Origin of the sequence: Actinorhabdospora filicis, assembly GCF_030269765.1 — a bacterium.
Lineage (GTDB): Bacteria > Actinomycetota > Actinomycetes > Mycobacteriales > Micromonosporaceae > Actinorhabdospora > Actinorhabdospora filicis.
This window is the reverse complement of record NZ_BSTX01000002.1, coordinates 306,664-331,082: the sequence shown is the minus strand read 5'-3', so window position 1 is coordinate 331,082 and position 24,419 is coordinate 306,664. Positions and strand designations below refer to the sequence as shown.

Annotated in this window: 21 protein-coding genes; 8 read left to right on the top strand and 13 right to left on the bottom strand. The window is 72.3% G+C overall.

Annotation, left to right across the window (positions count from 1 at the left end):
• Positions 1 to 38: 38 nt before the first annotated feature.
• Both QSK10_RS14315 and QSK10_RS14310 read right to left on the bottom strand, forming a co-directional pair.
• Positions 39 to 1,934: an RICIN domain-containing protein gene (locus QSK10_RS14315; protein ID WP_285663276.1), complete on the bottom strand. Its 1,896-nt coding sequence runs from the start codon at positions 1,932 to 1,934 to the stop codon at positions 39 to 41.
• 218 nt (positions 1,935 to 2,152) lie between these two features.
• Positions 2,153 to 2,869: a CAP domain-containing protein gene (locus QSK10_RS14310; protein WP_285663275.1), complete on the bottom strand. Its 717-nt coding sequence runs from the start codon at positions 2,867 to 2,869 to the stop codon at positions 2,153 to 2,155.
• A 167-nt stretch (positions 2,870 to 3,036) separates the two neighbouring features.
• Here QSK10_RS14310 and QSK10_RS14305 point away from each other — a divergent pair, with 167 nt between their 5' ends.
• The 3 genes from QSK10_RS14305 to QSK10_RS14295 all read left to right on the top strand — a co-directional run bounded on the left by QSK10_RS14305 (position 3,037) and on the right by QSK10_RS14295 (position 5,260).
• Positions 3,037 to 3,777: an alpha/beta fold hydrolase gene (locus tag QSK10_RS14305; protein ID WP_285663274.1), complete on the top strand. Its 741-nt coding sequence runs from the start codon at positions 3,037 to 3,039 to the stop codon at positions 3,775 to 3,777.
• Between the two features lie 106 nt (positions 3,778 to 3,883).
• Positions 3,884 to 4,309, top strand: coding sequence for a nuclear transport factor 2 family protein (locus QSK10_RS14300; RefSeq protein ID WP_285663273.1), 426 nt, complete (start codon positions 3,884 to 3,886; stop codon positions 4,307 to 4,309).
• Positions 4,310 to 4,390: 81 nt separating this feature from the next.
• Positions 4,391 to 5,260 (top strand): hypothetical protein, encoded by an 870-nt coding sequence (locus tag QSK10_RS14295; RefSeq protein WP_285663272.1) that lies wholly within the window; start codon positions 4,391 to 4,393, stop codon positions 5,258 to 5,260.
• A gap of 7 nt (positions 5,261 to 5,267) precedes the next feature.
• Here QSK10_RS14295 and QSK10_RS14290 read toward each other — a convergent pair whose 3' ends face one another.
• Together QSK10_RS14290 and QSK10_RS14285 are read right to left on the bottom strand one after the other, a co-directional pair.
• A complete protein-coding gene (locus QSK10_RS14290; protein ID WP_285663271.1) occupies positions 5,268 to 6,029 on the bottom strand; it encodes a TspO-related membrane protein in 762 nt (253 codons plus the stop codon).
• 114 nt (positions 6,030 to 6,143) lie between these two features.
• Positions 6,144 to 7,583, bottom strand: a complete 1,440-nt coding sequence (locus QSK10_RS14285; protein WP_285663270.1) for a pyridoxal phosphate-dependent decarboxylase family protein — start codon at positions 7,581 to 7,583, stop codon at positions 6,144 to 6,146.
• Positions 7,584 to 7,902: 319 nt separating this feature from the next.
• On the opposite strand from QSK10_RS14285, the gene QSK10_RS14280 reads away from it, so the two are divergent.
• Together QSK10_RS14280 and QSK10_RS14275 are read left to right on the top strand one after the other, a co-directional pair.
• Positions 7,903 to 8,466 (top strand): hypothetical protein, encoded by a 564-nt coding sequence (locus tag QSK10_RS14280; RefSeq protein ID WP_285663269.1) that lies wholly within the window; start codon positions 7,903 to 7,905, stop codon positions 8,464 to 8,466.
• A 111-nt stretch (positions 8,467 to 8,577) separates the two neighbouring features.
• Positions 8,578 to 9,633, top strand: a complete 1,056-nt coding sequence (locus QSK10_RS14275; RefSeq protein ID WP_285663268.1) for a ricin-type beta-trefoil lectin domain protein — start codon at positions 8,578 to 8,580, stop codon at positions 9,631 to 9,633.
• On the opposite strand, the gene QSK10_RS14270 is transcribed toward QSK10_RS14275, so the two are convergent.
• On the bottom strand, positions 9,630 to 11,639 hold the full coding sequence (locus QSK10_RS14270; RefSeq protein WP_285663267.1) for an AfsR/SARP family transcriptional regulator: 2,010 nt from the start codon (positions 11,637 to 11,639) through the stop codon (positions 9,630 to 9,632). The genes QSK10_RS14275 and QSK10_RS14270 overlap by 4 nt on opposite strands.
• Before the next feature lie 85 nt (positions 11,640 to 11,724).
• The gene (locus QSK10_RS14265) at positions 11,725 to 12,171 is read right to left on the bottom strand and encodes a cyclic nucleotide-binding domain-containing protein (RefSeq protein ID WP_285663266.1); all 447 of its coding nucleotides are present in this window, start codon (positions 12,169 to 12,171) and stop codon (positions 11,725 to 11,727) included.
• Between the two features lie 159 nt (positions 12,172 to 12,330).
• On the opposite strand from QSK10_RS14265, the gene QSK10_RS14260 reads away from it, so the two are divergent.
• From QSK10_RS14260 to QSK10_RS14250, 3 genes are all read left to right on the top strand, one after another.
• Positions 12,331 to 13,221, top strand: a complete 891-nt coding sequence (locus tag QSK10_RS14260; RefSeq protein ID WP_285663265.1) for a universal stress protein — start codon at positions 12,331 to 12,333, stop codon at positions 13,219 to 13,221.
• A 19-nt stretch (positions 13,222 to 13,240) separates the two neighbouring features.
• A complete protein-coding gene (locus QSK10_RS14255) occupies positions 13,241 to 13,807 on the top strand; it encodes a DoxX family membrane protein (protein WP_285663264.1) in 567 nt (188 codons plus the stop codon).
• A gap of 117 nt (positions 13,808 to 13,924) precedes the next feature.
• On the top strand, positions 13,925 to 15,622 hold the full coding sequence (locus QSK10_RS14250) for a sensor histidine kinase (protein ID WP_285663263.1): 1,698 nt from the start codon (positions 13,925 to 13,927) through the stop codon (positions 15,620 to 15,622).
• A 3-nt stretch (positions 15,623 to 15,625) separates the two neighbouring features.
• On the opposite strand, the gene QSK10_RS14245 is transcribed toward QSK10_RS14250, so the two are convergent.
• The 7 genes from QSK10_RS14245 to QSK10_RS14215 form a co-directional block, all read right to left on the bottom strand.
• Positions 15,626 to 16,270, bottom strand: coding sequence for a response regulator (locus QSK10_RS14245; protein WP_285664456.1), 645 nt, complete (start codon positions 16,268 to 16,270; stop codon positions 15,626 to 15,628).
• Positions 16,271 to 16,324: 54 nt separating this feature from the next.
• Positions 16,325 to 16,876, bottom strand: a complete 552-nt coding sequence (locus QSK10_RS14240; RefSeq protein WP_285663262.1) for a flavodoxin domain-containing protein — start codon at positions 16,874 to 16,876, stop codon at positions 16,325 to 16,327.
• Positions 16,873 to 17,688: a universal stress protein gene (locus QSK10_RS14235; protein ID WP_285663261.1), complete on the bottom strand. Its 816-nt coding sequence runs from the start codon at positions 17,686 to 17,688 to the stop codon at positions 16,873 to 16,875. Before QSK10_RS14235 ends, QSK10_RS14240 begins: the two co-directional genes overlap by 4 nt.
• Positions 17,685 to 20,024: a cation-translocating P-type ATPase gene (locus QSK10_RS14230; protein ID WP_285663260.1), complete on the bottom strand. Its 2,340-nt coding sequence runs from the start codon at positions 20,022 to 20,024 to the stop codon at positions 17,685 to 17,687. Before QSK10_RS14230 ends, QSK10_RS14235 begins: the two co-directional genes overlap by 4 nt.
• On the bottom strand, positions 20,012 to 22,360 hold the full coding sequence (locus QSK10_RS14225; protein WP_285663259.1) for a phosphoketolase family protein: 2,349 nt from the start codon (positions 22,358 to 22,360) through the stop codon (positions 20,012 to 20,014). The genes QSK10_RS14230 and QSK10_RS14225 overlap by 13 nt, the downstream gene beginning before the upstream one ends.
• Positions 22,361 to 22,490: 130 nt before the next feature.
• A complete protein-coding gene (locus QSK10_RS14220) occupies positions 22,491 to 23,525 on the bottom strand; it encodes an alcohol dehydrogenase catalytic domain-containing protein (protein WP_285663258.1) in 1,035 nt (344 codons plus the stop codon).
• Positions 23,522 to 24,379 (bottom strand): universal stress protein, encoded by an 858-nt coding sequence (locus QSK10_RS14215; protein WP_285663257.1) that lies wholly within the window; start codon positions 24,377 to 24,379, stop codon positions 23,522 to 23,524. Before QSK10_RS14215 ends, QSK10_RS14220 begins: the two co-directional genes overlap by 4 nt.
• Positions 24,380 to 24,419 lie beyond the last annotated feature (40 nt).

The following is a 24,419-nucleotide window of genomic DNA, read 5'->3' as shown; positions in this document are numbered from 1 at the left end:
GAGGGGCGGCCCGTGCGGGCCGCCCCTGTCATCGCCGTCTAGAACCAGTTCTGGTCGGAGGTGTCGGCGCAGTCGCGCTGGAGCACTCTGGCTCCGGCCTCCATGACGCCGAACTCGGTGCCCAGGCACTTGCCGCTCGCGGTGTTCTTCACCTCGAAGGCGGTGTACGGGCCCCAGGTGGCGAAGCGGTTGGCGGTGGTCTGCCAGCGCTGCCCGGGAGCCCCTGTGCAGGCCTCCTGGGTCACCGCCACACCGTCGGCGCCGCCGGTGAGGCAGAGCGCGGTGGTGCGGTTGCGGAACTCGTAGACCCCGCTGGACACCCGCACGGGGTTCCATTGCTGGTCGGCGTTCTTGTTGCACGCCCACGTCGAGGCACGATCACCGGGTGCGGTGCCGCCCTGCGCGATCCCGAGGCACTGGAGGCTTCCGGGGGCGTGGATGCGCAGCTCGGGGCCGGGCAGTGCGAGGCCCGGCTTGGCGCCGCGGTTCCCGCTGGCGTCGACGAAGAAGGGGTCGCCGTCGAGGATGCGCTGCTCACCGTAGAAGACGGGGAGTGCGCGGCCCACACCGCCGTTCTGGGACTTGGGCATGCTGGCACGCCCGCAGGGCGCCTCCGGACCGGGGCCGGGACGCGGCCACGGGTCGGCGTAGGAGTCCCAATCGAGGCCGAGGCTCCACTTACCGGGGAACCGGACGGCGGCGTAGGCGTGGAACTGGTCGCATTCGAGGCCGGTGGCGGCCTTCTTGCCGTTGATGCCGGTGCCGCTCTCCTCGGTGCCGGCGAAGGGGTACTCGTCGCATTCGACCTTGTCCGTCGGGTCCTGGGCGAGGGTGGCCGCCAGGGTGTCCTCGCTGGTACGGAAGCCGGCGGAGGCGTTCTGGCAGATCTTGCGCCGGTTGGCGTCCTGCGTGCTCTCATCGGCCTCCCGGTGCAGCGGATGCGGCAGGCCGTCCCGGCCGCTTCGGGTGCCCTGGCCTCCCATCGCCATCTGTGCCGCGTCGATGAAGTAGGCGCCCGCCGGGTAGGCGTTGGCGTCGACGGTGAAGGTCGGGGTGTACTTGTGGAAGACGCAGCCCTCGGTCCTGGAGTACTGGCGGTCGCAGCGCACCTGGGTCATCGCGTCGTCGTAATCGGCCTCGGTCGAGACGGTGCCGGCGATGGAGGACACGAAGCTCATCTTCTGCGTCAGGTTCAGCAGGTCCCGCGCCCCGTCCACGTTGCGGCCGGTCCAGTTCCAGCTCTGGATCATCTCGGCGGGATGGAAGTCGCCGCTGGTCCAGGTGAACGAGCCCCACTGCTGCGGCACGGCCGCGGTGCAGGCGCCGGTGCACTTCGGCGCGAAGTTCAGCGTGATCTCCCCGACGGAGGAGTCGATCTGCACCGGGACCACCCGCAGCGACTGGGTCACGTACCCGTCGAGCCGGTAGGTCCGGATGCGCTGCTCGAAGGCCCAGGACGCGGTCCCGACCTGCTGTCCGGAGGGAATCCGGACCACGATCGCCCGGAACGGGGTCGAGTACTTCAGGCAGCTCTCGTAACGGCTGTAGCCGCTGAAGATGCGGCCGTCACACCAGGGCATGTTCAGGTGCACCGGGTTGGGGACCGGCGTCGCGACGACCGGGGCGGCCGCCGGCACCACCTCGGGCACCTCGGCCGGGGCCTCGGTGGCCTCGACGACGGAGGCGCCGTCCACGGCGGGAAGGCCGCCGTCAAAACACACCGCGTACTCACCGGTGGCATCGGTGGGCGTGCAGTCCTTAGTGGTCACCTTCGGCGGGGCGACGCCCTCGGCCCGCCCAGTCGGCGCCTGGGCGACGGTCGTGGGTGTCACCACCGTCGGCGCCGCCTCGGCAGGCGCCGCCTGGAAAACCATCAGCCCCACCGCCGCCACGACGGACATCGCGGCGGCGAGCAGTCTGGGTCTTGATCGCATACGGGAGAACCATCCTCGCTTCATAGATCGACAGGTGTCGATACGCGAAGCTAGGCGGGCTCCCGGGGACGGTCAAGATCGTTCCGTGGCGGCCACAAGGGACGGATCCGGCCCGTTCGGGCGCTGACCAGGCACAGTAACTTGCCGATGGCTAGATTCTAGACAGTGACAAGTGATTATGGACACTTGTTCGACCGTCCCTCGCGGCCTCTCTTCGCCTACGCCGGGGTCCCGAACACCTGCACCCAGAACGGCCCGTTGTCCGAGAGCGTCACACCCACCCCGATCTCCTTGAAATCGCAGTTGAGGATGTTGGCGCGGTGGCCGGGGCTGTCCATCCAGCCGCGCACGGCGTCCTCGGCGGTGCGCGGGCCCTTGAAGATGTTCTCGCCCCAGCCGCGCCAGGCGTAACCGGCGGCGTCCAGGCGGTCGCCGGCGCTGCGGCCCTCGGGGCTGTCGTGGGCGAAGTAGTCGCGCTCGGCCATGTCGTTGGCGTGGTACTGGGCGGCCTTGGTCGCCTTGGCGTTGACGCGCAGGGGATCGCAGCCGTTCTTGGCGCGCTCGGCGTTGGTCAGCTCGGCGACCTTGGCGGCGAGCTCGGCCGCCTTGCCCTGGGCGGGATCGCCGGTGCCGGGACCGGGCTCGTTCTTCGGCGGTTCGCTGCTGGGCTTGGGTTTCGGCTTGATGGTCTCGCCCTCGGTCTTGGCCGAGGGCGGCGCCGATTCCGGGACCTGGGACGACGAGGTGGAGCCGGTCGGTTCGCCCGCGGCCGGGCGCGCCCCGTCCTCGCCGTCGCCGCCGAGGCCGATGATCGCGGTGACGGCGAGCCCGGCCGTGACGGCGAGGGCCGCCGCGGCGATGAGCACTCGCCCGCGCGGGGAGCGGCGGGCGTGGCGTCCTCGGGAGGGGCGGTCGTCGTCGCTGGGGTGTGGCACGTGGGGGCTCCGCTCTGCGTAGGGGTACGCAGTGGAGAGCCCGGGGCGGGCGGGGGATAACGGTTTTCGTCACACCGGCGCGGGGAGAGGCGCCCGTCCTCGCCGAATGTCGTACCCGGGGCATAGGTTCCTGGCGACCTTGATCAACAGGATGGAGATCTCTTCTCATGGCTACCTACGTGCTCGTTCCCGGTGCTTGGCTCGGAGCTTGGGCCTGGCGGGATGTGACCGAGGACCTGCGGACCCGCGGGCATGATGTGTACGCGCTGTCCCTGACGGGGCTGGGCGAGCGGGCACACCTGGCCGGAGCGGAGGTCGGCCTGGAAACCCATGTTCGCGACATCATCGGGCTGATCGAGGCCGAGGATCTCCACGACGTCGTGCTCGTCGGCCACAGCTATGCCGGGGCCAGTCCGGTGCCGATGGCCGCGCACCGCATCGGTGACCGGCTCTCGCACGTGGTCTACGTCGACTGCGCGCCCATCGATCACGGGTGGGGGATGATCGACGAGTTCGCTCCCGCCACGGCCGAGCGCATGCGGGCCGAGGTGGCGGCCGACGGCGATGGCTGGCGGCTGGCGTTCCCGTCCGTCGCCGATCTCGGCTCGGAGGCCCTGCGGGAGGGCCTCGGCGCCGAAACGCTGGAGCGCATGAGGCGCAAGGCCACCCCGCATCCTTTCGCCTCCTTCACCGACAAGGTGGACCGGCCGGGAGAGGCGGTGGGCGATCCGATTCCGGTGTCGATCGTCTGCGCCGACATCCTCGCGATGATCGAGTCGCAGAACTCGTGGATGCTCGGGCTGCTGGCGCGCCCGGAATGGCAGCGCTACGACATCGCGACCGGGCACTGGCCGATGCTGTCGGCGCCCAAGGAGCTGGCGGACGCACTCGATGGACTGACGCGGTAGGGCGAGCGGACTCCGCCGCTCTCACGCCGATCGCGGCCGGTGCACGACGAGCTACTTTGGACGGTCGCGGCCGTCCACGGGGGACGCCGCGCGGCGAGGAGGACTGATGAGCGAGCGCGATGTGGCGACCGTGCGCACCTACCTGCGGCTCCTGGAGGAGAAGGACATCGACTCCTGGATCGAGCTGTGGGCCGAGGACGCCGACCACTACTACCCCTACGGCACCGAGATGTTCCCGCCGCACATGAAGGGCCGCGAGGCCATCTATCGGGCGTGGAAGGGCGTCCCGGATCTCTTCGACAGCCTGCGGTTCCCGATCCACGAGATCTGGACGGACGCGGCCACCGGGACGGTCATCGCCCGCTTCGACTCCGACAACGTGATGAAGGGCGGCGAGGGGGTGTACCAGAACACCTACATCTGCGTCTTCAAGTTCGATGAGGACGGTCTGATCCGGGAGTACCGCGAGTACTTCGACCCGATCGTCACCGCGGTCGCCTACGGGCTGGCCGACATCGCCTACCGGCGCTGACGCGGCGGGGCCGTGGGCGAGGGCGTCCACGGTCCCGTTTCAGCCCTTGAGACAGTGGCTCTACATCTGTAGCATTCCGTCATGCCCAACCCGCCCGCACAGCCCGAGATCTCCCTGGCCGGCTCCCGCCTCGCCGCCTCCTTCGATGGCCGCCGCCTGCTTTTACGCGCCGGTCGCACCACGTGGACGGTGCCCGTCAACGCCATCGCCGAGGCGATCCAGAGCGAGGGCACCTACGTCCTGCTGCGCCTGACCGGTCCCGCCCACGGCCTGGACGCCGAGTTCAGCCTCACCGCCCCGAACAAGAACTCCGCCGAGACCTTCGTGCGCAGCGTGGAACGGGCTCGCCGCAAGGCCGGAACCGACCCCGAGGCGCACGCCCGGATCGAGCGCGTCGACGCACCCGGCTGGACGGCCACTCCGGCGGGCCGGAAGGTCACCCGCTGGGTGCTGCCCGCCGGATGCCTCCTCGCCGTCCTCGTCCTGCTGCTGATCGTCAGCCCTCTGCCGGGCTGGATCGCCGCGATGTCCCTGTTCTTCGCCATGGCCGCCGCCGGCGGAGGCGGCTTCCTCACCTGGCGCGTCCTGCGCCGCGTGCGGTCCCTGTGGATCCTCAAGCAGCGGGGCATCGGCGTCGTCGGCCGCAAGACCAGGGACCACTACGTCGGCAGCCGCGGATCCATGTGGATCTTCCCCGTGATGGAGTTCCGCACCGCCGAGGGCAAGACCTACCGCGAGGTCATCTCGGTGGCCACGTCCTTCTCCTTCTCCCCGGCCGAGATGTCGGGCAAGCCCATCACCCTCGACCTGATCTACGACCCGCAGGACCCCCGCCGCGCGACCAGGACGTACGGGATCGGGTTCCTCCTGCGCACGGCGCTGCTGGCCGTCCCCGCACTGGGGTTGTCGGCGACCGCGCTGAGCACGGTCCTGGTGAACCTGCCGATCTGATCCGCCGTCACCCCAGCAGCCATCCCCTGCCCGAGCGGCGGGCCACGCCGACGACCAGCACCACCGCCATCACCGCCAGAACCGCGGCCACCGCGATCCGCAAAGGACCATGGGCGACGGCCGCAATCCACACCAGCGCCCACGCGCTGGCCAGCGCGAAACCGAGGACGCCGCGTCCGAAGACCAGCCCGAGCGCGATGAACCCGACCGCCACCACCCACGCCGCCCACGAAGGCCACGTCAGCGACGCCGACGGGGAGGCCGACACCAGCGTGGTCAGCGCGCCGACGAGGGCGGCGAGCGCGACCCAGCCGGTGTAGGCCGAGACGGTCAGGTGCAGCAGCAGCCGGTCGGACCAGGAGCGCGCCGGGGTGGCGGCCAGTGCGCGCCAGGCGATGGCGAGGGTGACCAGCAGGCAGACGATCACCACCTCCGACAGCGCGATCCACCCTTGGGTGAACACCGCGATCCAGGCGGCGTTCAGGACGCCGGCGGCCGCCAGCCACCAGCCGGTGCGGCGGTGGACGTCGCGGTCGCGCTGCGCGGGGAACATCTGCCGCACGGCCGATGCCAGGCACAGCAGGTAGATGACGTTCCAGATCAGGAACGCGGTGCCGCCCGGCAGCAGCGGGTGCGGGTGGGCGTTGGCCACGTCCCCCACCCGCTCACCGATGGCGCCGGTGGCGCCCAGGGCTCCGAAGAGCGCCTGTAGCACCGCCGCCGCCAGCACGCAGGTCGCGCGCGTCAGGTCCGTTCGCCGTCCGGCCATGGGGTCCCCTTCCGCCGTGTCACACGGCGATACCCGGTACGGGGACGGGCCATGCGGTCGGGACCGGCCGTGGAAGGCGGTGGGTGACCACATGGACGCACGCCATCACCCTGATCAGCCGCAGAGCTCCGCACCGATGGCCAGGACCTCGGCGACGAGCGTGCGGATGTCGGCCTCGCTCGTGCGGTAGTTGCAGATGGACGCCCGCAGCGCCAGCTCACCGTCGATGTCGACGGTCGCCAGAAACGCCCGGCCGCGATCCCGCAGGCGGTCGGCGATGGCGGTGGTGATCGCGTCGCCGCGGCCGGGCGTGCGGTAGCGGAAGCACGTGATGGACCAGGGTCCGTCGGCGACCAGTTCCAGGTCCGGGTGCGCCTCGATCAGCTCGCGCAGCAGCGCGGTGTGGCGCAGGTACCCGTCGAGCAGCGCGGTGACGCCCTCGCGGCCGAGCTGGTGCAGGACGGCCCACACGGTGAACGCGCGCCCGGCCGGGCGGGTCAGCTCGATGGTGTAGTCCGACAGCCACGGCCACGCGTCGTTGCCGTCGAGATAGGACGCCCGCAGCGAGAACGCGCCGCGCAGCCGCTCGGGGTCGGTGACCAGCGCCGCCCCGCAGCCGATGGGCACATTGAGGGTCTTGTGCGGGTCGACGGTCAGCGAGTCGACGTCGGCGATGCCCGCGTAGTGCGGGGCCAGCGCCGGATGGGCCGCGCCGAGACCGCCGAAGGCGCCGTCGACGTGGTGCCATAGCCCGTAGTCACGGCAGACGGCGGTGATCTCGGCGATCGGGTCGATGGCGCCGGTGGCGGTCGACCCGGTCGTGGAGACCACGCAGAACGGCAGGAGCCCGGCGGCCAGGTCGCGCTCGACGGCCGTGCGCAGCGCGCCCGCGTCGAGGCGGCGGTCGTCGGTCAGCGGGATCGACCGCAGGCGGGAGGCGGGCAGGCCGATGGTGCGGGCGGACTTGCCGACGCTCATGTGCGTGTCGGCCGACTGGTAACAGACCAGCAGGGCGTGGGCGGCGTCGTAGCGCTCGCCGTCCTCGGCGTCGATGGACGCCAGGTACCAGCTGCGGGCGGCGGCCAGGCACAGCAGGTTGGCGGTGGAGCCGCCGCTGGTGAGCACTCCCCCGGCGCCGTGCGGGAGCCCGGCGAGCTCGGCGAGCGCGCGCACCGCGCCGCGTTCGAGGTCCATGGAGGCGTGCTCGCCCATGCCGCAACTGGCGTTGATGGTCACCGACAGGAGTTCGGCGATGATCGCGGTGGGCGCGGGCGGGCTGTTGATCCAGCCGAAGAAGGCGGGGTGCCCGTTGCCGCAGGGAAAGGGCGCGACCTCGCGGTCGATGAAGTCGGTGAACTCGGTGTGCGGGCGGCCCTCGTCGCGCAGGGGCGAGGACGCCAGCCAGCGCCGCTCGTCGAGGGCACGCGGGCGGGTGACGGGTCCGGCCGGGACGGCCTGGAGGTAGTCGGCGACCCAGTTGGCGGCGCGGATGAGCTCGGTGCGCAGTTCTTCTGGGGCGATGTCGAGCCCGGTGATGGGCAGGGTCGGCAGCATGGGTGCTCCTGGTGCGGGTGCCAGACCGGCCGGACTCGGGATCCGTCAGTTGTTGATCGAAGACGACGGGAGCCTACCGCATCGACTACTCACTGTAGATGGTGCGGTACGTGGTGTGATCGACGGCGGCGGGGACGCGGTGATGACGAAACGGTGTCGTGGTGGGTGAGGCTGTGGCGGCGGGCGCTTCGGCGTCCGTCCCTTCCCATTGAGAGCGCCGGTCGGCGGGACGTAGGCACATGGGGCGGCCGTGTCCGGCGGCGTCCCGCGCGTGAGCGCACGTCCCGCCGGCCGGCACCGCCGTGTCCGAGGAGACGCCATGACCCCGCACGAGGCCTTCACCGAGCATCCCCGGCGGTACCTGGCCGAGCGGGGGCTGGCCGCCCACTCCGCGGCCTTCGAGCCGCTGACGGCGGCGATCATCGCCTTGACCGCCGACCACGCCTGGGTCACCGCCTGCGCCGGGACCTGGCGGACGGTCGCCGCCTCCCTGTCCGACGACCGGGACGCGATGCTCGCCTCGATCGAATGCGATCTGCCGACGGCGAGCGGCGGGTACCGGCGCCGGTTCATGGACGTCGCCGAGACGGTCGGGCGGATGTCCTCGCGGGCGCTGGACCTGGTGGTGGCCGCCGAGGGCGTCACCGCGGCCGTCGAGCGGGCGCGGGGACTGGTGGTCGGGGAGTTCCTGGCGGCGGTGGCGGCCATGCACCGCCCGGACCGCCCCGAGGACGTCACGGAGGTGCTGGCCGGGCACGTGGAGCGGGTGGCGGCCGTCCGCGCCGGCCTGGACGTCGAGCTGGCGGGGATGCGGGCGGTGCTGGTGGCGCTGACCGAGCGTATGGCGGGTGAGGCCGGGCGACTGGAGACGGTGACGGAGTGATGACGGGACGGTGACCGGCTCACCGAGGCTGTGAGGCGGCGGCCGGGTTCCCGTGCCGCGTTTCGTCACATGGAGAGGGCATCGCTTATGCGTGCCGTACTACGTGCCTTGATGGGCTTGCTGCTCGTGGCCGGGCTGCTGGCCGCCGCCGCGCCCGCCGGGGCGTCACCGCAGACGCCGAATGAACCGCTGGCGGCCGGGGCGTTCTCGCTCTACACCGAAGAGACGTACGGAGGGAAGCCCCAATGCACGGACAGGGGCCAGAACTACGTCAGGTACGGCTGGCGCAACCGCGCCGTCACCGGCTATCAGTGCGAGCTGGCGGGCCAGAATACGATCATGTACTGGCGGTTGCACGTGCTGATCGAGGGAACCACCGTCAGCCCGGCGATCCTGCCGACCGGCGCGATCTACGGGCAGGCCGAGGAGGACATTAGCTTCGAGCCGTGCCTGGGCCTGGCCAACGCATCGCCGCCGATGGTGATCATCGACGTCTGCAATGGAGCGTCTCCGGGGCAGCGCTGGACCTGGATGCCCAACCACACCGTGCGCAACCAGAATGGCCAGTGCCTCGATGTCCAGTACGGGAACACGGGCAATGGGAGCCGTCTGGTGACCTGGGCCTGCGACGCGGCCAAGCCCAATCAGATCTGGGATTACGACGACAGTGGACGGCTGGTCAATCCCGCCACGGGCAAGTGCGTCGACGACCCCAGCCACTTCACCTCACCCAACCGTCAGGCGGAGTTGTGGGCCTGCATCGACGCGGACTGGCAGAGGTGGGACCCACCCCGCCGGGGCGAGCTGGAGTCGGCCATGCCGGGTAACTGGTGCGTCCAGGTGACGGGTGATCACGAGGCCACGCTCGGCAAATGCGCCTACGGCGCGGCTAATCAGACCTGGCAGCTCTTCGCCAACGGCGATGTGATCGACACCGAGGGACGCTGCCTCGACGTCTATAAGGCCGGAACGGCGAACGGCACGAAGGTCCTCACCTGGCCGTGCAAGGACCAGCCGAATCAGAAGTGGGAGCTGACGCCCACCGGGCTGCGCAACCCCGCATCCGGCCGCTGCCTCGACATCTACAAGAGCATCCTGCGGCCGGATGTCGGGCTGGAGATCTGGGACTGCCATGGCACCCAGAACCAGCGCTGGACCTACCTCTAAGCCAGCGAGATCCGCTCCCGCAGGATGACCGCCCGCGGGTCGTCCAGGGCGGTGTAAGCCGAAAGCGCCGCCGCGCGCAGCCCGGCCGCCCGGCCGGTCTCGACGGTCTCGGCCAGTTCCTCCATCGCGCGTGCCTCCACCCAGGGGTGACGCAGGGCCCGGGCGTCCTCCAGTGCGCGCTCCAGGTGCGTCCGGGCCTCGGCGGTCTCACCGGCCTGGCGTAGCGCCTGGCCGAGGAGGGTACGGGTATAGCAGCCGTGCCAGGGGTCGTCGAGGACGTCGTGCGCCTCGACGGCCGCGGCGAGATGGCGGACGGCGGCGGTGATGTCGCCGTGTGCGAGGTGGGCTTCTCCCAGGCCCGCCTCGCACACGCTCATCGCCCAGGTGTCGGGGGCATCGCCGCCGGCGAGCATGGCCCGCGCGCGGGTGAGCAGCCCGATGGACAGCTCGTGCTGCCCGGTGCGCATCGCGAGGTCGGCAAGGTTGCCGAGGGCGTAGGCCTCGCCGTCGCGGGCGCCGACGGCCCGGAACAGCGCGCGTGCCCGGGTCAGTTCGCGCATGGCGAGGTCGTGGCGGCCGTCCTCGGCGTAGGCGCCGCCGAGGCTCATCAGGACGCGGCCCTCGGCCTCGCGGTCGCCGAGGCGGCGGGTGGCCAGGACGGCGTAGTGGGCCAGGCGGTGCCAGTCGCGGCGGTGGGGTCCCAGGGAACAGAAGGCCCATAGGGCGACCGGCAGGCGCCAGGCGGTCTCGTCGTCGCCGGACTCATAAGCGTCGACGACGACGGCGGCCAGGTCGGCGAATTCGGTCTCGCACCAGCGCAGGGCGCTGTCGCGGGTCTGGAACGGCGTGGGTGTGGCGGTGGCGCCGGGGATGGGGCAGGGCACGAGACGGTGGGAGGCGGCCTCGGTCTGCCGGGTGTACCAGCGATAAAGGCGGAGGGCGGACGCGGGTTCCGGTGTCTCTCCGGCGAGGCGGGCGGCGTGGGCGCCGAGAAGTTCGTGCAGGCGGTGGCGGCCGGGCGCGGTCTCGGTCACCAGGTGCGCCGAGGCGAGTTCCTTGATGGCGTCGCTGGCGGCGGTGACGGGGAGTCCGGCCAGGTGGGCGAGGGCGGGGAGGGTGAATCCCTTCACCGGCACGGTCGCCATCAGCCGGTACAGGCGTGCCGCCGACGATGTCAGCGCGCGGTAGGAGCGGTCGAACAGCGGCGTCAGGTCCGCCGGGGCCACCGGTTCGCCGCGGTCGGTGTCGGCGGCGGACGCCGCGTCGCGCTCGTCGTCGCCGCGCAGGATCCGGTCGTGCAGGGCCCGCAGGTCCGGGCTGGGGTCGAGGCCGAGGTCGGTGGCCAGGCGGCGGCGGTAGCCGACGAAGACGCCGGAGGCCTCCGAGGTGCGGTTGGAGGCGTCCAGCGCGCGCATCAGCAGCTCCACGAAGCGTTCCCGCAGTGGACGGTCCTCGACGAGGGCGGCCAGTTCGGCGACGGCCTCGCGGTGGTTGCCCGCGCGCAGGTCGAGCTCGACGCGGTCCTCCAGGGCGGTCAGCCATCGCTCGGTGAGCGCGGCGGCCGCGCCGTCCAGCAGCGGCCCGCCGATGCCGCCGAAGACCGGGCCGCGCCACAGCGACAGGGCCTCGGTGAGGCGCTTGTGGGCGTCCTCGGGCCGTGTGGCGGTGCGAGCGGCGGCCAGGTGGGCGTCGAAGTCGGCGATGTCGCTGCCCACCGAGGCGAGCAGGCGGTACCCGGTCCCGAGGGTTTCTACGAAGGGGACATCGGCGTCCAGGCCGCAGCGCAGGCCGGAGACGAGGTTGCGGACCTGCCGGACGGCCGTCGCCGGTGGCCGCCCGTCCCACACGATCTCGGCGAGCCGCGCGACGGGCACGACCACACCCCGGTTGACCAGCAGCGCGGCCAGCACGCGTTGCACGCGAGCGCCATTGAGGACCACCGCCCGGCCCGCGACGTGCAACTCCAGCGGTCCCAGCCCGGCCACGGTCACCGTCGATGCGTCCACACCTCATCCTGGCCGCCGATGGGTCCACAGGGGACCCCGCGGGGACGAAACGTTACAGCTATGAACCTTTTCTGTGACCGGGCGCTCAGGCACCGCCGGCCAGTCTCGCCCGCGTGGCCTGCAGCCGCGACAGCAGGACCCCGAAGAGCGCCTTGGTGACCGCGTAGCCGAGGCCGGGATCGGTGGCCGCGAAGTTCTTCAGCCGATCGGTGTCCAGCAGCACCGCGGTGACGTCGGTGCGGGCCTTGGCGGTGTGGTGCCAGTGGTGGGGCGCGACGAGCCAGGACCAGCCGAGCACGTCGCCGGGCCCGAGGGTGTCGATGACCAGGCGCCCGCCACCGGGCGCACCGGTCTCCAGCTCCACCTCCCCGGAGGTGATCAGCCAACAGCCCCACGCGGGGGCGCCCTCGGTGAAGAGGAGCTCGCCGGCGCGGTGACGCACGTCGCGGGCGGTGGCGTCCAGGAGCATCAGCTGCTCACGGGTCAAGTCGCCGAAGACCGGGAAGTCGGTGAGCGTGGTGAGGGTCGGCATGGCGGTCTCCTCATGAGTCGGGCCTTCTCCATCGAGACTCGTCCTCCGGCGTCATTCGCTCCAGAGTCGACCGACGCCATGCCGGTGGGGTCTTTGGTCCCTGCGCATCGACGTGGTTCGGCTCTGCCGCGTGAGCCCGGCGACGACGACGCTGATGGCATGAACGCAGCCAGCAGCACCTCGGCCACCGAGGTCACCACGCCGATCGTGATCGGCGTCGACGATGAACCGCAGAGCCTGCTCGCCCTGCGCTGGGCCGCCCTGGAGGCCGCCTCCACCGGACGGCCGCTGCGGCTCGTCCACGCCATCGACCGCCTGGGACGCATGAGCCTCGCCGACGAGATGCGGCTCCCCAACGCCGCCGACGAGATCGAGCGCGACATCGAGGCCCACGCCCACGACATCGCCGCGGCCGCCGAGGGCCTGGTCCGCGAGGCCGCACCCGGCGTCAGCGTCCTGACCCGCGTCGAGGACGGCACACCCTACGAGGTGCTCAACCGCGCGGCCAAGGGCGCGGCGATGCTCGTCCTCGGCAGCCACGGACGCGGCCTGCTCGGCCGGATGCTGCTGGGCTCGGTCAGCACCGCCATCGGCGCCGAGCCGCCCTGCCCCGTCGCCGTCATCCGCGCCCACGCCCCCGCCGCCGCCGACCCCGACGCCCCCGTGGTCGTCGGCGTGGACGGCACACCCTCATCGCTGGCCGCACTGCGGCTCGCCGCCGACCACGCCCTGCGGCACGGCGTGTGGCTGGTCGCCCTGCACTGCCACCGCGAGGTGCGCCACCCCGCCGCCGGGACCCTCGACCAGCAGCTCCACAAGCGCGCCGCCTGGCTGCAGGGCCTGGTCACCACCACCGAGAAGCGGTACCCGGGCCTCCAGATCACCTGCGCGGTCAGCGCCGACAAGCCCGCCCAGGCGCTCGTGGAGCGCTCGGCCGGCGCCCGCCTGGTCGTGGTCGGCACCGACGGCCGCCCCGCCCGCTCCGGTTCGGTCGGGCAGGCGCTGCTGCACCACTCCTGGTCGCCCGTCCTCATCGTCCCCGAGTCCTGAGCCCCCCAAGGAGCCCGCCATGTCCGTCAAAGACCGCACCCGGCCCACCCACCTCGACCAGACCCGCTCCACCCTCACCGACCGTTCCCTGGCGGTACTGCGCCTGGCCACCGGCTTCATCTTCCTGTGGGCCTTCGCCGACAAGCTCCTCGGCCTGGGCTACGCCACCCCCTCCGAGCGCGCCTGGACCTCGGGCGGCTCACCGACCAAGGGCTTCCTCGGCCACGTCGACGCCGGCCCCTTCCAGTCGATGTTCCGCGACTGGGCCGGCGCGCCCTGGGCCGACTGGCTGTTCATGCTCGGCCTGGCCGCCATCGGCATCGCCGTCATGCTCGGCGTCGGCCTGCGCGTCTCGGCGGTCGCCGGTTCGCTGATGATGCTGCTGATGTGGGTCGCGGAATGGCCCCTGGCGCAGACCACCTCGGCCGGTGCCCCGAGCGGCTCGACCAACCCGATCGTCGATTACCACGTCATCTACGCGATCGCACTGGTCGTGGTGGCCGCCGCTCACGCCGGGCACACCTGGGGCCTGGGACGCCTGTGGGCCGCGCTCCCCTTCGTGCGCGCCAACCCCTGGCTCATCTGATCCCCGCCCCGACCGCCGCCGGTACCACGCACCGGCGGCGGTCGCATCGCGTATTGAACCGGTGCCGGAGCGCATGGGAAGCTGGACGCCTCTCCCCATCGATGGCAGGACGGACGCATGCCGGACGAAAACGTCCCCACCGGCCACGCCGTGGTCGGCGCCGAACTCGGCGGACTGCGCCTGGGCGCGCTACTCGGCGAGCTCCAGGAGCGCCTCGCCGAGATCGTCCACACCCGCGACCGCCTCGAAGGGCTCCTCGACGCCGTCCTGGCCATCGCCTCGGGCATCGAACTGGACTCCACACTCCAGCGCATCGTCCAGGCCGCCGTCGACCTCGTCGACGCCCGCTACGGCGCCCTGGGCGTCCTGGACGCCCAGGGCAGCGGCCTCAGCGAGTTCGTGCACGTCGGCATCAACACCGAAGAACGCGCCCACATGGGCCACCTGCCCGAAGGACGCGGACTACTCGGCCTGCTCATCGAGCACCCCCAGGTCATCCGCCTCCCCGACCTCGCGGCCCACCCCGCCTCGGTCGGCTTCCCCGCCAACCACCCGCCGATGCACACCTTCATCGGCGCGCCCGTCCTCGTGCGGGGAGAGGCCTTCGGGAACCTCTACCTGACCGAAAAGCGCGGCGGCGGCGAGTTCACCGCCGACGACGAGGTCGTCCTGCGGGCCCTGGCCGCCGCGGCGGGCGTGGCGGTGGAGAACGCGCGCCTCTTCGAGCAGGCCAAGCTACGGCAGGGCTGGCTGGCGGCGTCCTCGGAGATCCGCTCGGAACTGCTGTCGGGGGCCTCCGCCGAGGACGCCCTCGACCTGGTCGCCTCCCACGCCAGGCGCCTCACCGGCGCCGACTGCGTGCTCATCCTGTTCGCCCGGCCCGAGGCACCCGAGGTCCTGACGGTCCGCACCGGCGCCGGGGACGCCAGCCGCCCGCTCGTCGACGGCAACACGGTGACCGAGGCCGAGGTCATCCGCCAGGTGGCGGCCTCCGGTGAACCACGTGCCATCCCCGACCTGGCCACGGCCGTCCCCGAGCACGGCGGGGAGTTCGGCCCGGCCGTCGCCGTCCCCCTGCGGTCCTCACGCGGCGTCGGCGGCGTCCTGCTGGCCATCCGCGCCAAGGGCGCCGCGGACTTCACCACCGACCTCATGCCCGTCCTGGCGTCCTTCGCCGACCAGGCCGCACTCGCCCTGGAGGCCGCCGACCGGCAGCAGGCGCAGCGGCTCCTGGACGTCCTCGCCGACCGCGACCGCATCGCCGCCGATCTCCACGACCGCGTCATCCAGCGCCTCTACGCCTCGGGCATGAGCCTGCAGGGGCTGCTGCGGCGGATCGAGAACAGTGAGGTGCGCGCCCGCGTCGGCGGCGTGGTGGAGCAGCTCGACCAGACCGTCCGCGACATCCGCGGCTCCATCTTCGACCTGCGCGCCTCGGCCGACCAGGACGACAGCCTGCGCCGCAGGCTCCTCGACATCGCCACCGAGGGCGGGGAACCGCCCGCGTCGGTGCGGGTATCGGGCGCCGTGGACACGCTGGTGACGCCGGCGCTGTCCGGTCATGCCGAGGCGGTGGTCCGCGAACTGGTCAGCAACGCCCGCCGCCACGCCCACGCGACATCCCTGACGGTCACCGTGGACGTCGCCGACGCCCTGACCATCGAGGTCGCCGACAACGGGCGCGGCATGCCACCGGCGATCGCGCGCAGCGGCCTGGCGAACCTCGCCGCGCGGGCCGAGGCCTGCGGCGGGCGCATGCTCATCGACTCCGGTGAGCACGGAACCAAGGTCGTATGGTCGGCGCCGCTGCCGTGACCGTCAGGGAGCCGGACGCTCGCCGCGCAGCTGCGTGACCATGACCGCGGCCTGCGTGCGGCGCTGCATGCCCAGCTTGGCCAGCAGGTGCGAGACGTAGTTCTTGACCGTCTTCTCGGCCAGGAACATGCGCTCGGCGATCTCCTTGTTGCTCAGGCCCTCACCGATGTGGCCGAGCACGACCCGCTCCTGCTCGGTGAGCACCCGCAGCGGGTCGGCCTTCTCCTGGTCGCGGCGCAGGCGCGCCATGAGCGCGGCGGTGGCGCGCGGGTCCAGCAGCGACTCGCCGCGGGCCACCGCGCGCACCGCCGACAGCAGATCGGTGCCCAGGACCTGCTTGAGGACGAACCCGGCGGCCCCGGCCATGATCGCGTTGAAGAGGGCCTCGTCGTCGTCGAAGGAGGTGAGCATGAGGCAGGTCAGCTCAGGCATCGCCGAGGTCAGGTCGCGGCAGAGCTCCACGCCGTCGCCGTCACCGATGCGCACGTCGAGGATCGCCACGTCGGGCTTCACGCCGGGGATGCGCGCCATGGCCTCACCCACCGAGGCGGCCTCGCCGACGACCTCCAGGTCCTCCTCGGCCTCGAACAGGTCGGCCAGGCCGCGGCGGACGAGTTCGTGGTCGTCGACGAGGAAGACTCGGGTGATCATGACGGTACCCTCCGGTGGTGCGCGCGCTGTGTCTTTCTGAACGGTACCCATTCAAATGGCGGTCTGCGCGCGTCCAGATACTCGATCATCACGGGACCTTGGGCCCTGTTCTGACAGGCGCATGAGGCTCTCGCCGATACCGGCCGCCCACGCCTCGATGTCGTCGGTGTCGCGGTAGTCGCCGTCGGCGGCGGGGATCAGCCGCGCCACGGCGCGCTCCACCGGCCCCAGCGAGCGCCGGTCCAGGCGACCACCGAAAAGGCGGTGCCCGCGTGCGCCGGTCAGCCGCAGCAGGCCCGGAACGCCGGACGGGCCGTCGGACGGGAACAGCGGGTCACCGACGGGGCCATTGGAGAACAGCCAGACCGGCATCGTCCGCAGCCCGGCGGCGTGGCGTCCGGCGAAATCACGGGCGGCCGGCAGCCAGGACCCGTAGTAGACGGCGCTGCCGAGCACGACCGCGTCATAGCCGCGCAGGTCGTCGACCGTCCCGGGATTGCGGACCTCGGCGTGGAAGCCGCGCTCGCGCAGGACGCGGGCGATCAGGTCGAGGATCTCGGCGGTGGCGCCATGGCGCCCGGCGGCGGTGAGCAGGATTCTCATCGGTCTTCTCCGTTCGTGCGGGGCACGGCCGGGACGATGAGGACGTCGCGGCGCGTGTGGTGAAGGACGTATTGGCTGAAGGAGCCGAGCAGCAGGCCGGTGAGCGCACCGTGTCCCCGGCTGCCGACGACAACGATGCGGGCGCCGGTGGTGTGCCGGACGAACGCGGCCGCCGAATCCCCGACCAGCACCTCCTCGACCACGGGCAGCGAATGGCCGCGCATGAGGGCGGCCATGTCCGGGACGTTCACAAGGTCGTCGAGACCGGCGACGTGGGCGAGCACCAGGGGCGCCTTGCGCAGCTCGGCGGTGACCAAGGCCGCCGCCAGCGCCGCCTCCGAGGCCGCCGACCCGTCGATGCCGACGACCACGGGGCCCGACGCCCGGCGCGGGCCTTTGACGACCATGACGGGGCAGGCCGCCCGATGGGCGACCGCGACGGCGACGGAGCCCACGAGCAGGCCGCTGATCGCGCCGAGACCACGGTCGCCGACCACGACGAGCTGGGCCTCGGCGGCCTCCTCGACCAGCACGGCCGCCGCGGCGCCGGTGATCAGCCGGGTCTCGACCGGGATCTCCGGCGCGGTGTAGCGGGCGGTGTCGGCGGCGTCGGACAGCCAGCGCTCGGATTGGTGGCGCAGCCCGCCGCCCTGCGGGCCGAGCGGGGCGGGGCGGGTGTCGATGTGCATGAGCGGCCAGATGAAGGCGTGCACGATCCGCAGATCCGCGCCTCGCTCGGCGGCCTCGGCGGCGGCGGTGCGAACGGCTTCCAGGGCCGAGTCCGAGCCGTCGATGCCCACTACGATCCTCATCGTTGTCTCACTTTCCGGTAGATCAGGACGGCCAGGGCGGGACCTGCGGCCAGCGCCGCGCACACCGCCAGGCGTCCTGCGGTCAGGGGTTCGGCGCCCATGAGCGTCCGCAGAGGACCCCAGGTGACGGCGGCGATCTGGGCGCCCGCCGAGAGCACGACGGCCAGCAGGAGTCCCGGGTTGCGGCGGCCCGCGCCGCGCGGGCGCAGGGCCAGGGCGATGCCGAGCTGGGCGAGCCCGAGGGTGGTGAACAGCGCGCTGCGCCAGGCGTCCCCGGCCGCCAGCGCCGAGCCGAGTGTGGCGATGGTCAGTAGCACGCCGATGGCGAGGACGCCCCGCCACAGTCCGGCACCGAGGATCTGCTCGCCCGGCGCGCGCGGCGGGCGGCGCAGGACGCCGGGCTCGGCCGGTTCGGCGCCGAGGGCGACACCGGGCAGTCCGTGGGTGAGCAGGTTGATCCAGAGGATCTGCGCCGGGAGAAGCGGCACCGCCAGCCCGAAAAGGGGCCCGGCGAGCATCACCAGGATCTCGGCGGTACCGCCGGCCAGGCCGTAGAGCAGGAAGCGGCGAATGTTGTCGTAGACGCGCCTGCCCTCACCGACGGCGGTGACCACGGTGCCCAGGGAGTCGTCGGCGAGGACGAGGTCGGCGGCGCGGCGGGCGACCTCGGTGCCGCCGCCCATGGCCACACCGATGTCGGCGCGGCGCAGCGCGGGGGCGTCGTTGACACCGTCGCCGGTCATCGCCACGATGTGCCCGGACTCCTGGAGCGCGGCGATGATGTCGAGTTTGCCTTCGGGGCGGATGCGGGCGTGCACGCGATCGTCCCCGGCGATGCCGAGCTCGGCGGCGATGGCGGCGGCGGTGGCCGGGTGGTCGCCGGTGATCAGGTCGAGCCGGATCCCGGCCCGCCCGATCGCCTCGGCGACCTGAGCGGCGTCGCCACGTAGAGGATCGCCGATGCCGATGACGCCCAGGACGCCCAGCCCGGCGGCCTCCGTCCCGGGCCCGGCGGCGACGGCGATGACGCGCAGGCCTCGCGCGGCCAGGCGCTCGGCCTCGGCCAGCGCGGCGGCCACGTCCGGGTCGCCCGGGTCGGTGACGGGCGCGGCCAGGACCGTCTCGGGTGCGCCCTTGCACACCGTCAGCGGACCCGACGGGGTGTCGTGGACGGTGACCATGCGCCGGGTCGCCTGATCGAAGGGGACCTCGGCGAGGCGCGGCGCGCCCGACCGGACGGTCTCGGCGTCGAGCCCGAGGCCGGCGAGGTGGGTGAGGAGGGCGGCCTCCATGGCGTCGCCGGTGGCGCGCCCGTCCTCATCCAGCGTCGCGTCGGAGCACAGGACGGCCGCGCGGGCGAGCCCCGCCGGACCGCCGCGCACCGGGACGGCCGCGCGAACGCTCATCCGCCCCTGGGTGAGGGTGCCGGTCTTGTCGGAGGCGATCACGGTGACCGACCCGAGGGTCTCCACCGCGTGCAGGCTGCGGGGAATGGCGTTGTGGCGGGCCATCCGGCGGGCGCCGAGGGCCAGCGCGAGGGTCACCACCGCCGGGAGCGACTCCGGGACGGCGGCCACCGCGAGGCTGACCGCGATGAGCGCCATCGTCAGCCACGGCGTCCCGGAGGCCACGCCGAGAGCGAAGACGATCGCGCACAGCAGGACCACCGCCGCGCTGAGGATCCGCCCCAGCCGCGCGATGCGCCGCTGCAATGGGGTGGCACGGCCCGAGGCGGCCGCGACGAGCCCGGCCACACGGCCCATCGCGCTTCCCGCGCCGGTGCGGGTGACCACGCCCTCGGCGCGTCCGGCGACCACGACGGTGCCCGCCTCGACTGCCTCCCCGCTGACGCGTTCGGCCGGGAGGGACTCACCGGTCAGCGCCGACTCGTCCAGCTGGCAGCGGTGGGCCGCGGTGAGGGTGAGGTCGGCCGGTACGACGTCACCGGCGGCCAGGCGCACCAGGTCACCGGGCACGAGGTCGGCGGCCGGGACGCTGGTGTCGCGGCCGTCGCGGACCACGTGCGCGATGGGCGCGGTGAGGTCGCCGAGGGCGGCGACGGCCTTGTCCGCGCGGGTCTGCTGCGCCACGCCGATGGCGGTGTTGAGGGTGATGACCAGGGCGATCACCAGCGCGTCGGTCCAGTCGCCGAGCAGGGAGGTGACCAGCGCGGCGGCCAGCAGGAGTGTGACGAGCGGGTCGATCAGCTGCGCGGCGACACGGGCGGCGAGGCGGGGCGGGCGCGGGGCGGGGATGGTGTTGGGGCCCGTCGCGGCCAGGAGCCGGGCGGCCTCACCGGTGGTGAGGCCGCGACGGGTGGTGGTCACGGTGTCCATCGCCAGTCCTTGATCTCGGGGGCGTCCTCGCCGTGTTCGCGGGTGTAGGCGCGGGCGCGCTGGCGGGCGTCGTACATGCGTTGCCGTAGCGCGGCTTCCCTGACGGCCAGGCCCGGTACGCGGTCGATGACGTCCATGACCAGGTGGAAGCGGTCGAGGTCATTGAGCATGACCATGTCGAAGGGCGTGGTCGTGGTGCCTTCTTCCTTGTAACCGCGCACGTGGATGTTGTCGTGGTTGGTGCGGCGGTAGGTCAGCCGGTGGATCAGCCACGGGTAGCCGTGGTAGGCGAAGACCACCGGCTTGTCGGTGGTGAACAGCGCGTCGAACTGCGCATCCGGCATCCCATGCGGATGCTCGGAGTCGGGTTCGAGCCGCATCAGGTCGACCACGTTGACCACCCGCACGCGCAGGCCCGGCACGTGGGCGCGGAGGATGCCGACGGCGGCGAGGGTCTCCAGGGTCGGGACGTCCCCGGCGCAGGCCATCACGACGTCGGGCTCGCCCTCGTCATTGCTCGCCCACTCCCAGATCCCCACACCGCGCCGGCAGTGGTCGCGGGCGTCCTCAAGCGACAACCAGGCCGGTTGCGGCTGCTTGCCCGCCACGATCACGTTGACGTAGTGGCGTGAGGCCAGGCAGTGGTCCATGGTCGACAGGAGGGTGTTGGCGTCCGGTGGCAGGTAGACGCGGATGACCTCGGCCTTCTTGTTGACCACGTGGTCGATGAAGCCGGGGTCTTGATGGGAGAAGCCATTGTGGTCCTGGCGCCACACGTGCGATGACAGGAGGTAGTTCAGCGACGCGATCGGGCGCCGCCACGGGATGTCCAGGGTCGACTTGAGCCACTTGGCGTGCTGGTTGAACATCGAGTCCACGATGTGGATGAACGCCTCGTAGCTGGTGAACAGCCCGTGCCGGCCGGTCAGAAGATAACCCTCCAGCCAGCCCTGACACAGATGCTCACTCAACACCTCCATCACCCGCCCATCGGGCGCCAGATGGTCGTCTCCGGGGACGATGGCCGCGTTGAAGCGCCGGTCGGTGACCTCGAAGACCGCCCCCAAACGGTTGGAGGCGACCTCATCGGGACCGAAGAGGCGGAAGTTCTCCGGGTTGGCCGCGATCACGTCGCGCAGCCACTCCCCCGCCGGGCGCGTGCCCTCGACGTCGGACGCGCCGGGCTCCTCGACGGCCACCGCGTACGGCTCCAGCGGCGGCAGCGCCAGCGGGCGCAGCAGCGCACCACCGTTGGCGCGGGGGTTGGCGCTCATCGGCCGCGCGGGGATCAGACGACCGTGGTGGGCGTCGGGCCCGAAGAGCTCCTCGGGACCATAGGAGCGCAGCCACGCCTCCAGCTGCGCCAGGTGCGCCGGATTCTCCCGCACCCCCGGGAGCGGAACCTGGTGGGCACGGAAGGTGTTCTCCACCGGCACGCCGTCCACTTCGACCGGACCTGTCCAGCCCTTCGGCGTACGCAGCACGATCATCGGCGGGCGCGGCCGGTGCCCGCTCGCACCCGCCCACCAGCGGATCTCGGAGAGCCGGTCGAAGGCGCGGTCGAGCGCGGCGGCCAGCTCCCGGTGCACGTCCTGCGGGGTGCAGCCCTCGACCTCGATGGGGTCGAAGCCGTGCCCGCGCATCAGCGACAGCAGGTCCTCGTCGGGGATCCGCGCCAGCACCGCCGGATTGGCGATCTTGTAGCCGTTGAGGTGCAGGATCGGCAGGACCGCACCGTCGGTGCGAGGGTCGAGGAACCGCTGGGAGAGCCAGGACGCGGCCAGCGGCCCGGTCTCGGCCTCACCGTCACCGATCACGCACGCCACCGTCAGGCCAGGGTTGTCGAAGGCCGCACCGTAGGCGTGGGCGAGGGAGTAGCCCAGCTCGCCGCCCTCATGGATCGAGCCGGGCGTCTCGGGCGCGACATGGCTGGGCACCCCGCCGGGAAACGAGAAGCGCCGAAACAACCGGCCCATACCGGCCTCGTCGCGTCCGACCTCGGGATACACCTGACTGTAGGTGCCCTCCAGCCACGTGTTGGCCAGGATCGCCGGGCCGCCGTGCCCGGGACCGGTGACGAACAGGACGTCGAGGTCGCGGGCGATGATGACGCGGTTGAGGTGCGCCCACAGCAGGTTCAGGCCCGGGCTGGTACCCCAGTGGCCGAGCAGGCGCGGCTTGATGTGCTCCGGCCGCAGCGGCTCGCGCAGCATCGGATTGCCCATGAGGTAGATCTGGCCGGCGGTGAGATAGTTCGCCGCGCGCCACCACGCGTCGATCGCGGCGAGGTCGGCGTCGGACAGGCGGGCCGTGGTCGGTGTCACCTCTGCTGTCATTCCCTGATCGTCGCGTCCGGGACGGTCCCGGTCACAGAGCGCGACGGCTTCACCCGGCAGGGACATAAGACCCTGCCCCGGCACCGACGAAAGGGGCGGCCGAAGCCGCCCCTCGTCCCGTATCCGGCCCTCAGCTCGTGAGCGCCACCTTGAGCGCGCCGGTGCGCCCGGCGTCGGCGAACACCGCATAGGCCTCCTCCATGTCGTGCAGGGAGAAGCGGTGACTGACCAGGTGCGCGATGTCGAGCCGCCCGGCGGCCAGCATGCGCAGCAGCCGCGCCGTGGTGTGCCCGTCGACCAGGCCGGTGGTGATGGTGACGTCCTTGGTCCACAGCCGCTCCAAGTGCAGCGGCGCCGCCGAGCCGTGCACGCCGATGTTGGCGACCCTCCCGCCGGGCCGCACCAGCGTCGTGCACAACTCGAAGGCCTCCGGCGTCCCCACCGCCTCGATGACCACGTCGGCCCCGTCATCGGTGACCGCGGCGACCATCTCCATGACCTCCACCGGGCGCGCGGCGGTGATGTCGGCGCCCATGAGCTTGGCGGTGTCCCGGCGGGCGCCCACCGGGTCGACGGCGATGATGTGGCCCGGGGAGAACAGCCGCGCGGTGGCCACCGCGGCCAGGCCCACCGGCCCGGCCCCCACGATCACCACGGTGTCACCGGGCCGGATCCGCCCATTGAGGACACCGACCTCGTAGGCGGTCGGGAAGATGTCGGCGAGCAGCACGGCGTCCTCGACATCGACGCGCTCGGGAAGCACGAAGGTCGAGGTGTCGGCGAACGGGATCCGCGCGTACTCCGCCTGCACCCCGTCGATGCGGTGCCCCAGCAGCCATCCGCCCCCGCCACGGCACTGGCCGTAGCGCCCGTCGCGGCAGTACCCGCACGTCCCGCACGAGGTGATGCAGGAGGCCAGGACACGGTCACCCGGACGCAGGGTCCGCACCGCCAGGCCGACGTCGACGACCGTCCCGACGGCCTCATGCCCCAGGACCAGCCCGGCGGGGACCTCGGGGACGTCACCGCGCAGGATGTGCAGGTCGGTGCCGCAGATCGTGGTGGCCTCGACCCGGATGACGGCGTCGGTGCGATCACGGACCAACGCGTCGGGCACGTCGGTCCACTTCACCACGCCCTGCTTCTCGTACACCGCGGCTTTCACGACGTCTTCCTCTCATGAACGACGGCCACCGGGCCGTGCGCGTGGTGCAGCAGCCCCTGGCTCACCGAGCCCAGCAGCAGACCGGTGAAGCCACCGTGCCCGCGGGAGCCGACGACGGTGAGCCCAGCGTCGCGCGAGAGCTCGGCGAGCCCGTAGGCGGCGTTCTCACCGACGAGGGCCAGCGCCTCAACCTCCAGGCCGGGGTGCTCGCTCGCCAGGCGGGTCTTCACCGCGGCCATCGCCTCCTGGGCGCGCTCGGCGGCATTGTCGAAGGCGGAGTCGTAGAAGCGCGCGACGATCAGCCGGACCCCGCGCGCCACGGCCTCACCGACGGCGAAGCGCAGGGCGAGCGCCGAGGCGTCCGATCCGTCGTAGCCGACCACGACCGGCGAGCGGTCGCGCTCGCCGTCGCCCTCGTGGACGACTTCCACGACGCCGTGCGCGTGCCCGGCGACCTGTGTCGAGACCGCGCCGAGCAGGAGCTGCGCGAAGCCTCCGGCGCCGCGTGCTCCGACGACGGTGAGCACCGCCGTGCGCGAGGCGTCCACCAGGGACAGTGCCGCCCCGCCCTGCACCAGCGTCACCCGGACCTCGGGCACGTCCGGGAACTCCTTGCTCACCCGCTCGGCCTCGGCGGTGAGGAACTCGGCGGCCGCGCGCCGCCACTCCTCCGACTCCGACACCGGGTAGACCGCGCCCAGCATCGAGTAGTACCCGTAGGGGTGCTGGTAGGCGTGCAGGATCTCCAGCGTCGCGTGGTCGCGCGCGGCGATCCGCGCGGCGTGGTCGACGGCCGTCTTACCCGCCGTCGACCCGTCCGAGCCGACCAGGATCACCTGAGCATCACCGGACATGACATGCCTCCTTCGAGCCGTCCGCCAGCCGGTTCGGCTG

Bases quoted from the DNA above. Each gene is read 5' to 3' on its own strand.
- QSK10_RS14230 (WP_285663260.1), bottom strand. From the start codon at position 20,024: ATGGACACCGTGACCACCACCCGTCGCGGCCTCACCACCGGTGAGGCC.
- QSK10_RS14260 (WP_285663265.1), top strand. From the start codon at position 12,331: ATGAACGCAGCCAGCAGCACCTCGGCCACCGAGGTCACCACGCCGATC.
- QSK10_RS14240 (WP_285663262.1), bottom strand. From the start codon at position 16,876: ATGAGAATCCTGCTCACCGCCGCCGGGCGCCATGGCGCCACCGCCGAG.
- QSK10_RS14275 (WP_285663268.1), top strand. From the start codon at position 8,578: ATGGGCTTGCTGCTCGTGGCCGGGCTGCTGGCCGCCGCCGCGCCCGCC.
- QSK10_RS14290 (WP_285663271.1), bottom strand. From the start codon at position 6,029: ATGGCCGGACGGCGAACGGACCTGACGCGCGCGACCTGCGTGCTGGCG.
- QSK10_RS14285 (WP_285663270.1), bottom strand. From the start codon at position 7,583: ATGCTGCCGACCCTGCCCATCACCGGGCTCGACATCGCCCCAGAAGAA.
- QSK10_RS14255 (WP_285663264.1), top strand. From the start codon at position 13,241: ATGTCCGTCAAAGACCGCACCCGGCCCACCCACCTCGACCAGACCCGC.
- QSK10_RS14225 (WP_285663259.1), bottom strand. From the start codon at position 22,360: ATGACAGCAGAGGTGACACCGACCACGGCCCGCCTGTCCGACGCCGAC.
- QSK10_RS14280 (WP_285663269.1), top strand. From the start codon at position 7,903: ATGACCCCGCACGAGGCCTTCACCGAGCATCCCCGGCGGTACCTGGCC.
- QSK10_RS14250 (WP_285663263.1), top strand. From the start codon at position 13,925: ATGCCGGACGAAAACGTCCCCACCGGCCACGCCGTGGTCGGCGCCGAA.
- QSK10_RS14305 (WP_285663274.1), top strand. From the start codon at position 3,037: ATGGCTACCTACGTGCTCGTTCCCGGTGCTTGGCTCGGAGCTTGGGCC.
- QSK10_RS14215 (WP_285663257.1), bottom strand. From the start codon at position 24,379: ATGTCCGGTGATGCTCAGGTGATCCTGGTCGGCTCGGACGGGTCGACG.
- QSK10_RS14265 (WP_285663266.1), bottom strand. From the start codon at position 12,171: ATGCCGACCCTCACCACGCTCACCGACTTCCCGGTCTTCGGCGACTTG.
- QSK10_RS14235 (WP_285663261.1), bottom strand. From the start codon at position 17,688: ATGAGGATCGTAGTGGGCATCGACGGCTCGGACTCGGCCCTGGAAGCC.
- QSK10_RS14295 (WP_285663272.1), top strand. From the start codon at position 4,391: ATGCCCAACCCGCCCGCACAGCCCGAGATCTCCCTGGCCGGCTCCCGC.
- QSK10_RS14300 (WP_285663273.1), top strand. From the start codon at position 3,884: ATGAGCGAGCGCGATGTGGCGACCGTGCGCACCTACCTGCGGCTCCTG.
- QSK10_RS14315 (WP_285663276.1), bottom strand. From the start codon at position 1,934: ATGCGATCAAGACCCAGACTGCTCGCCGCCGCGATGTCCGTCGTGGCG.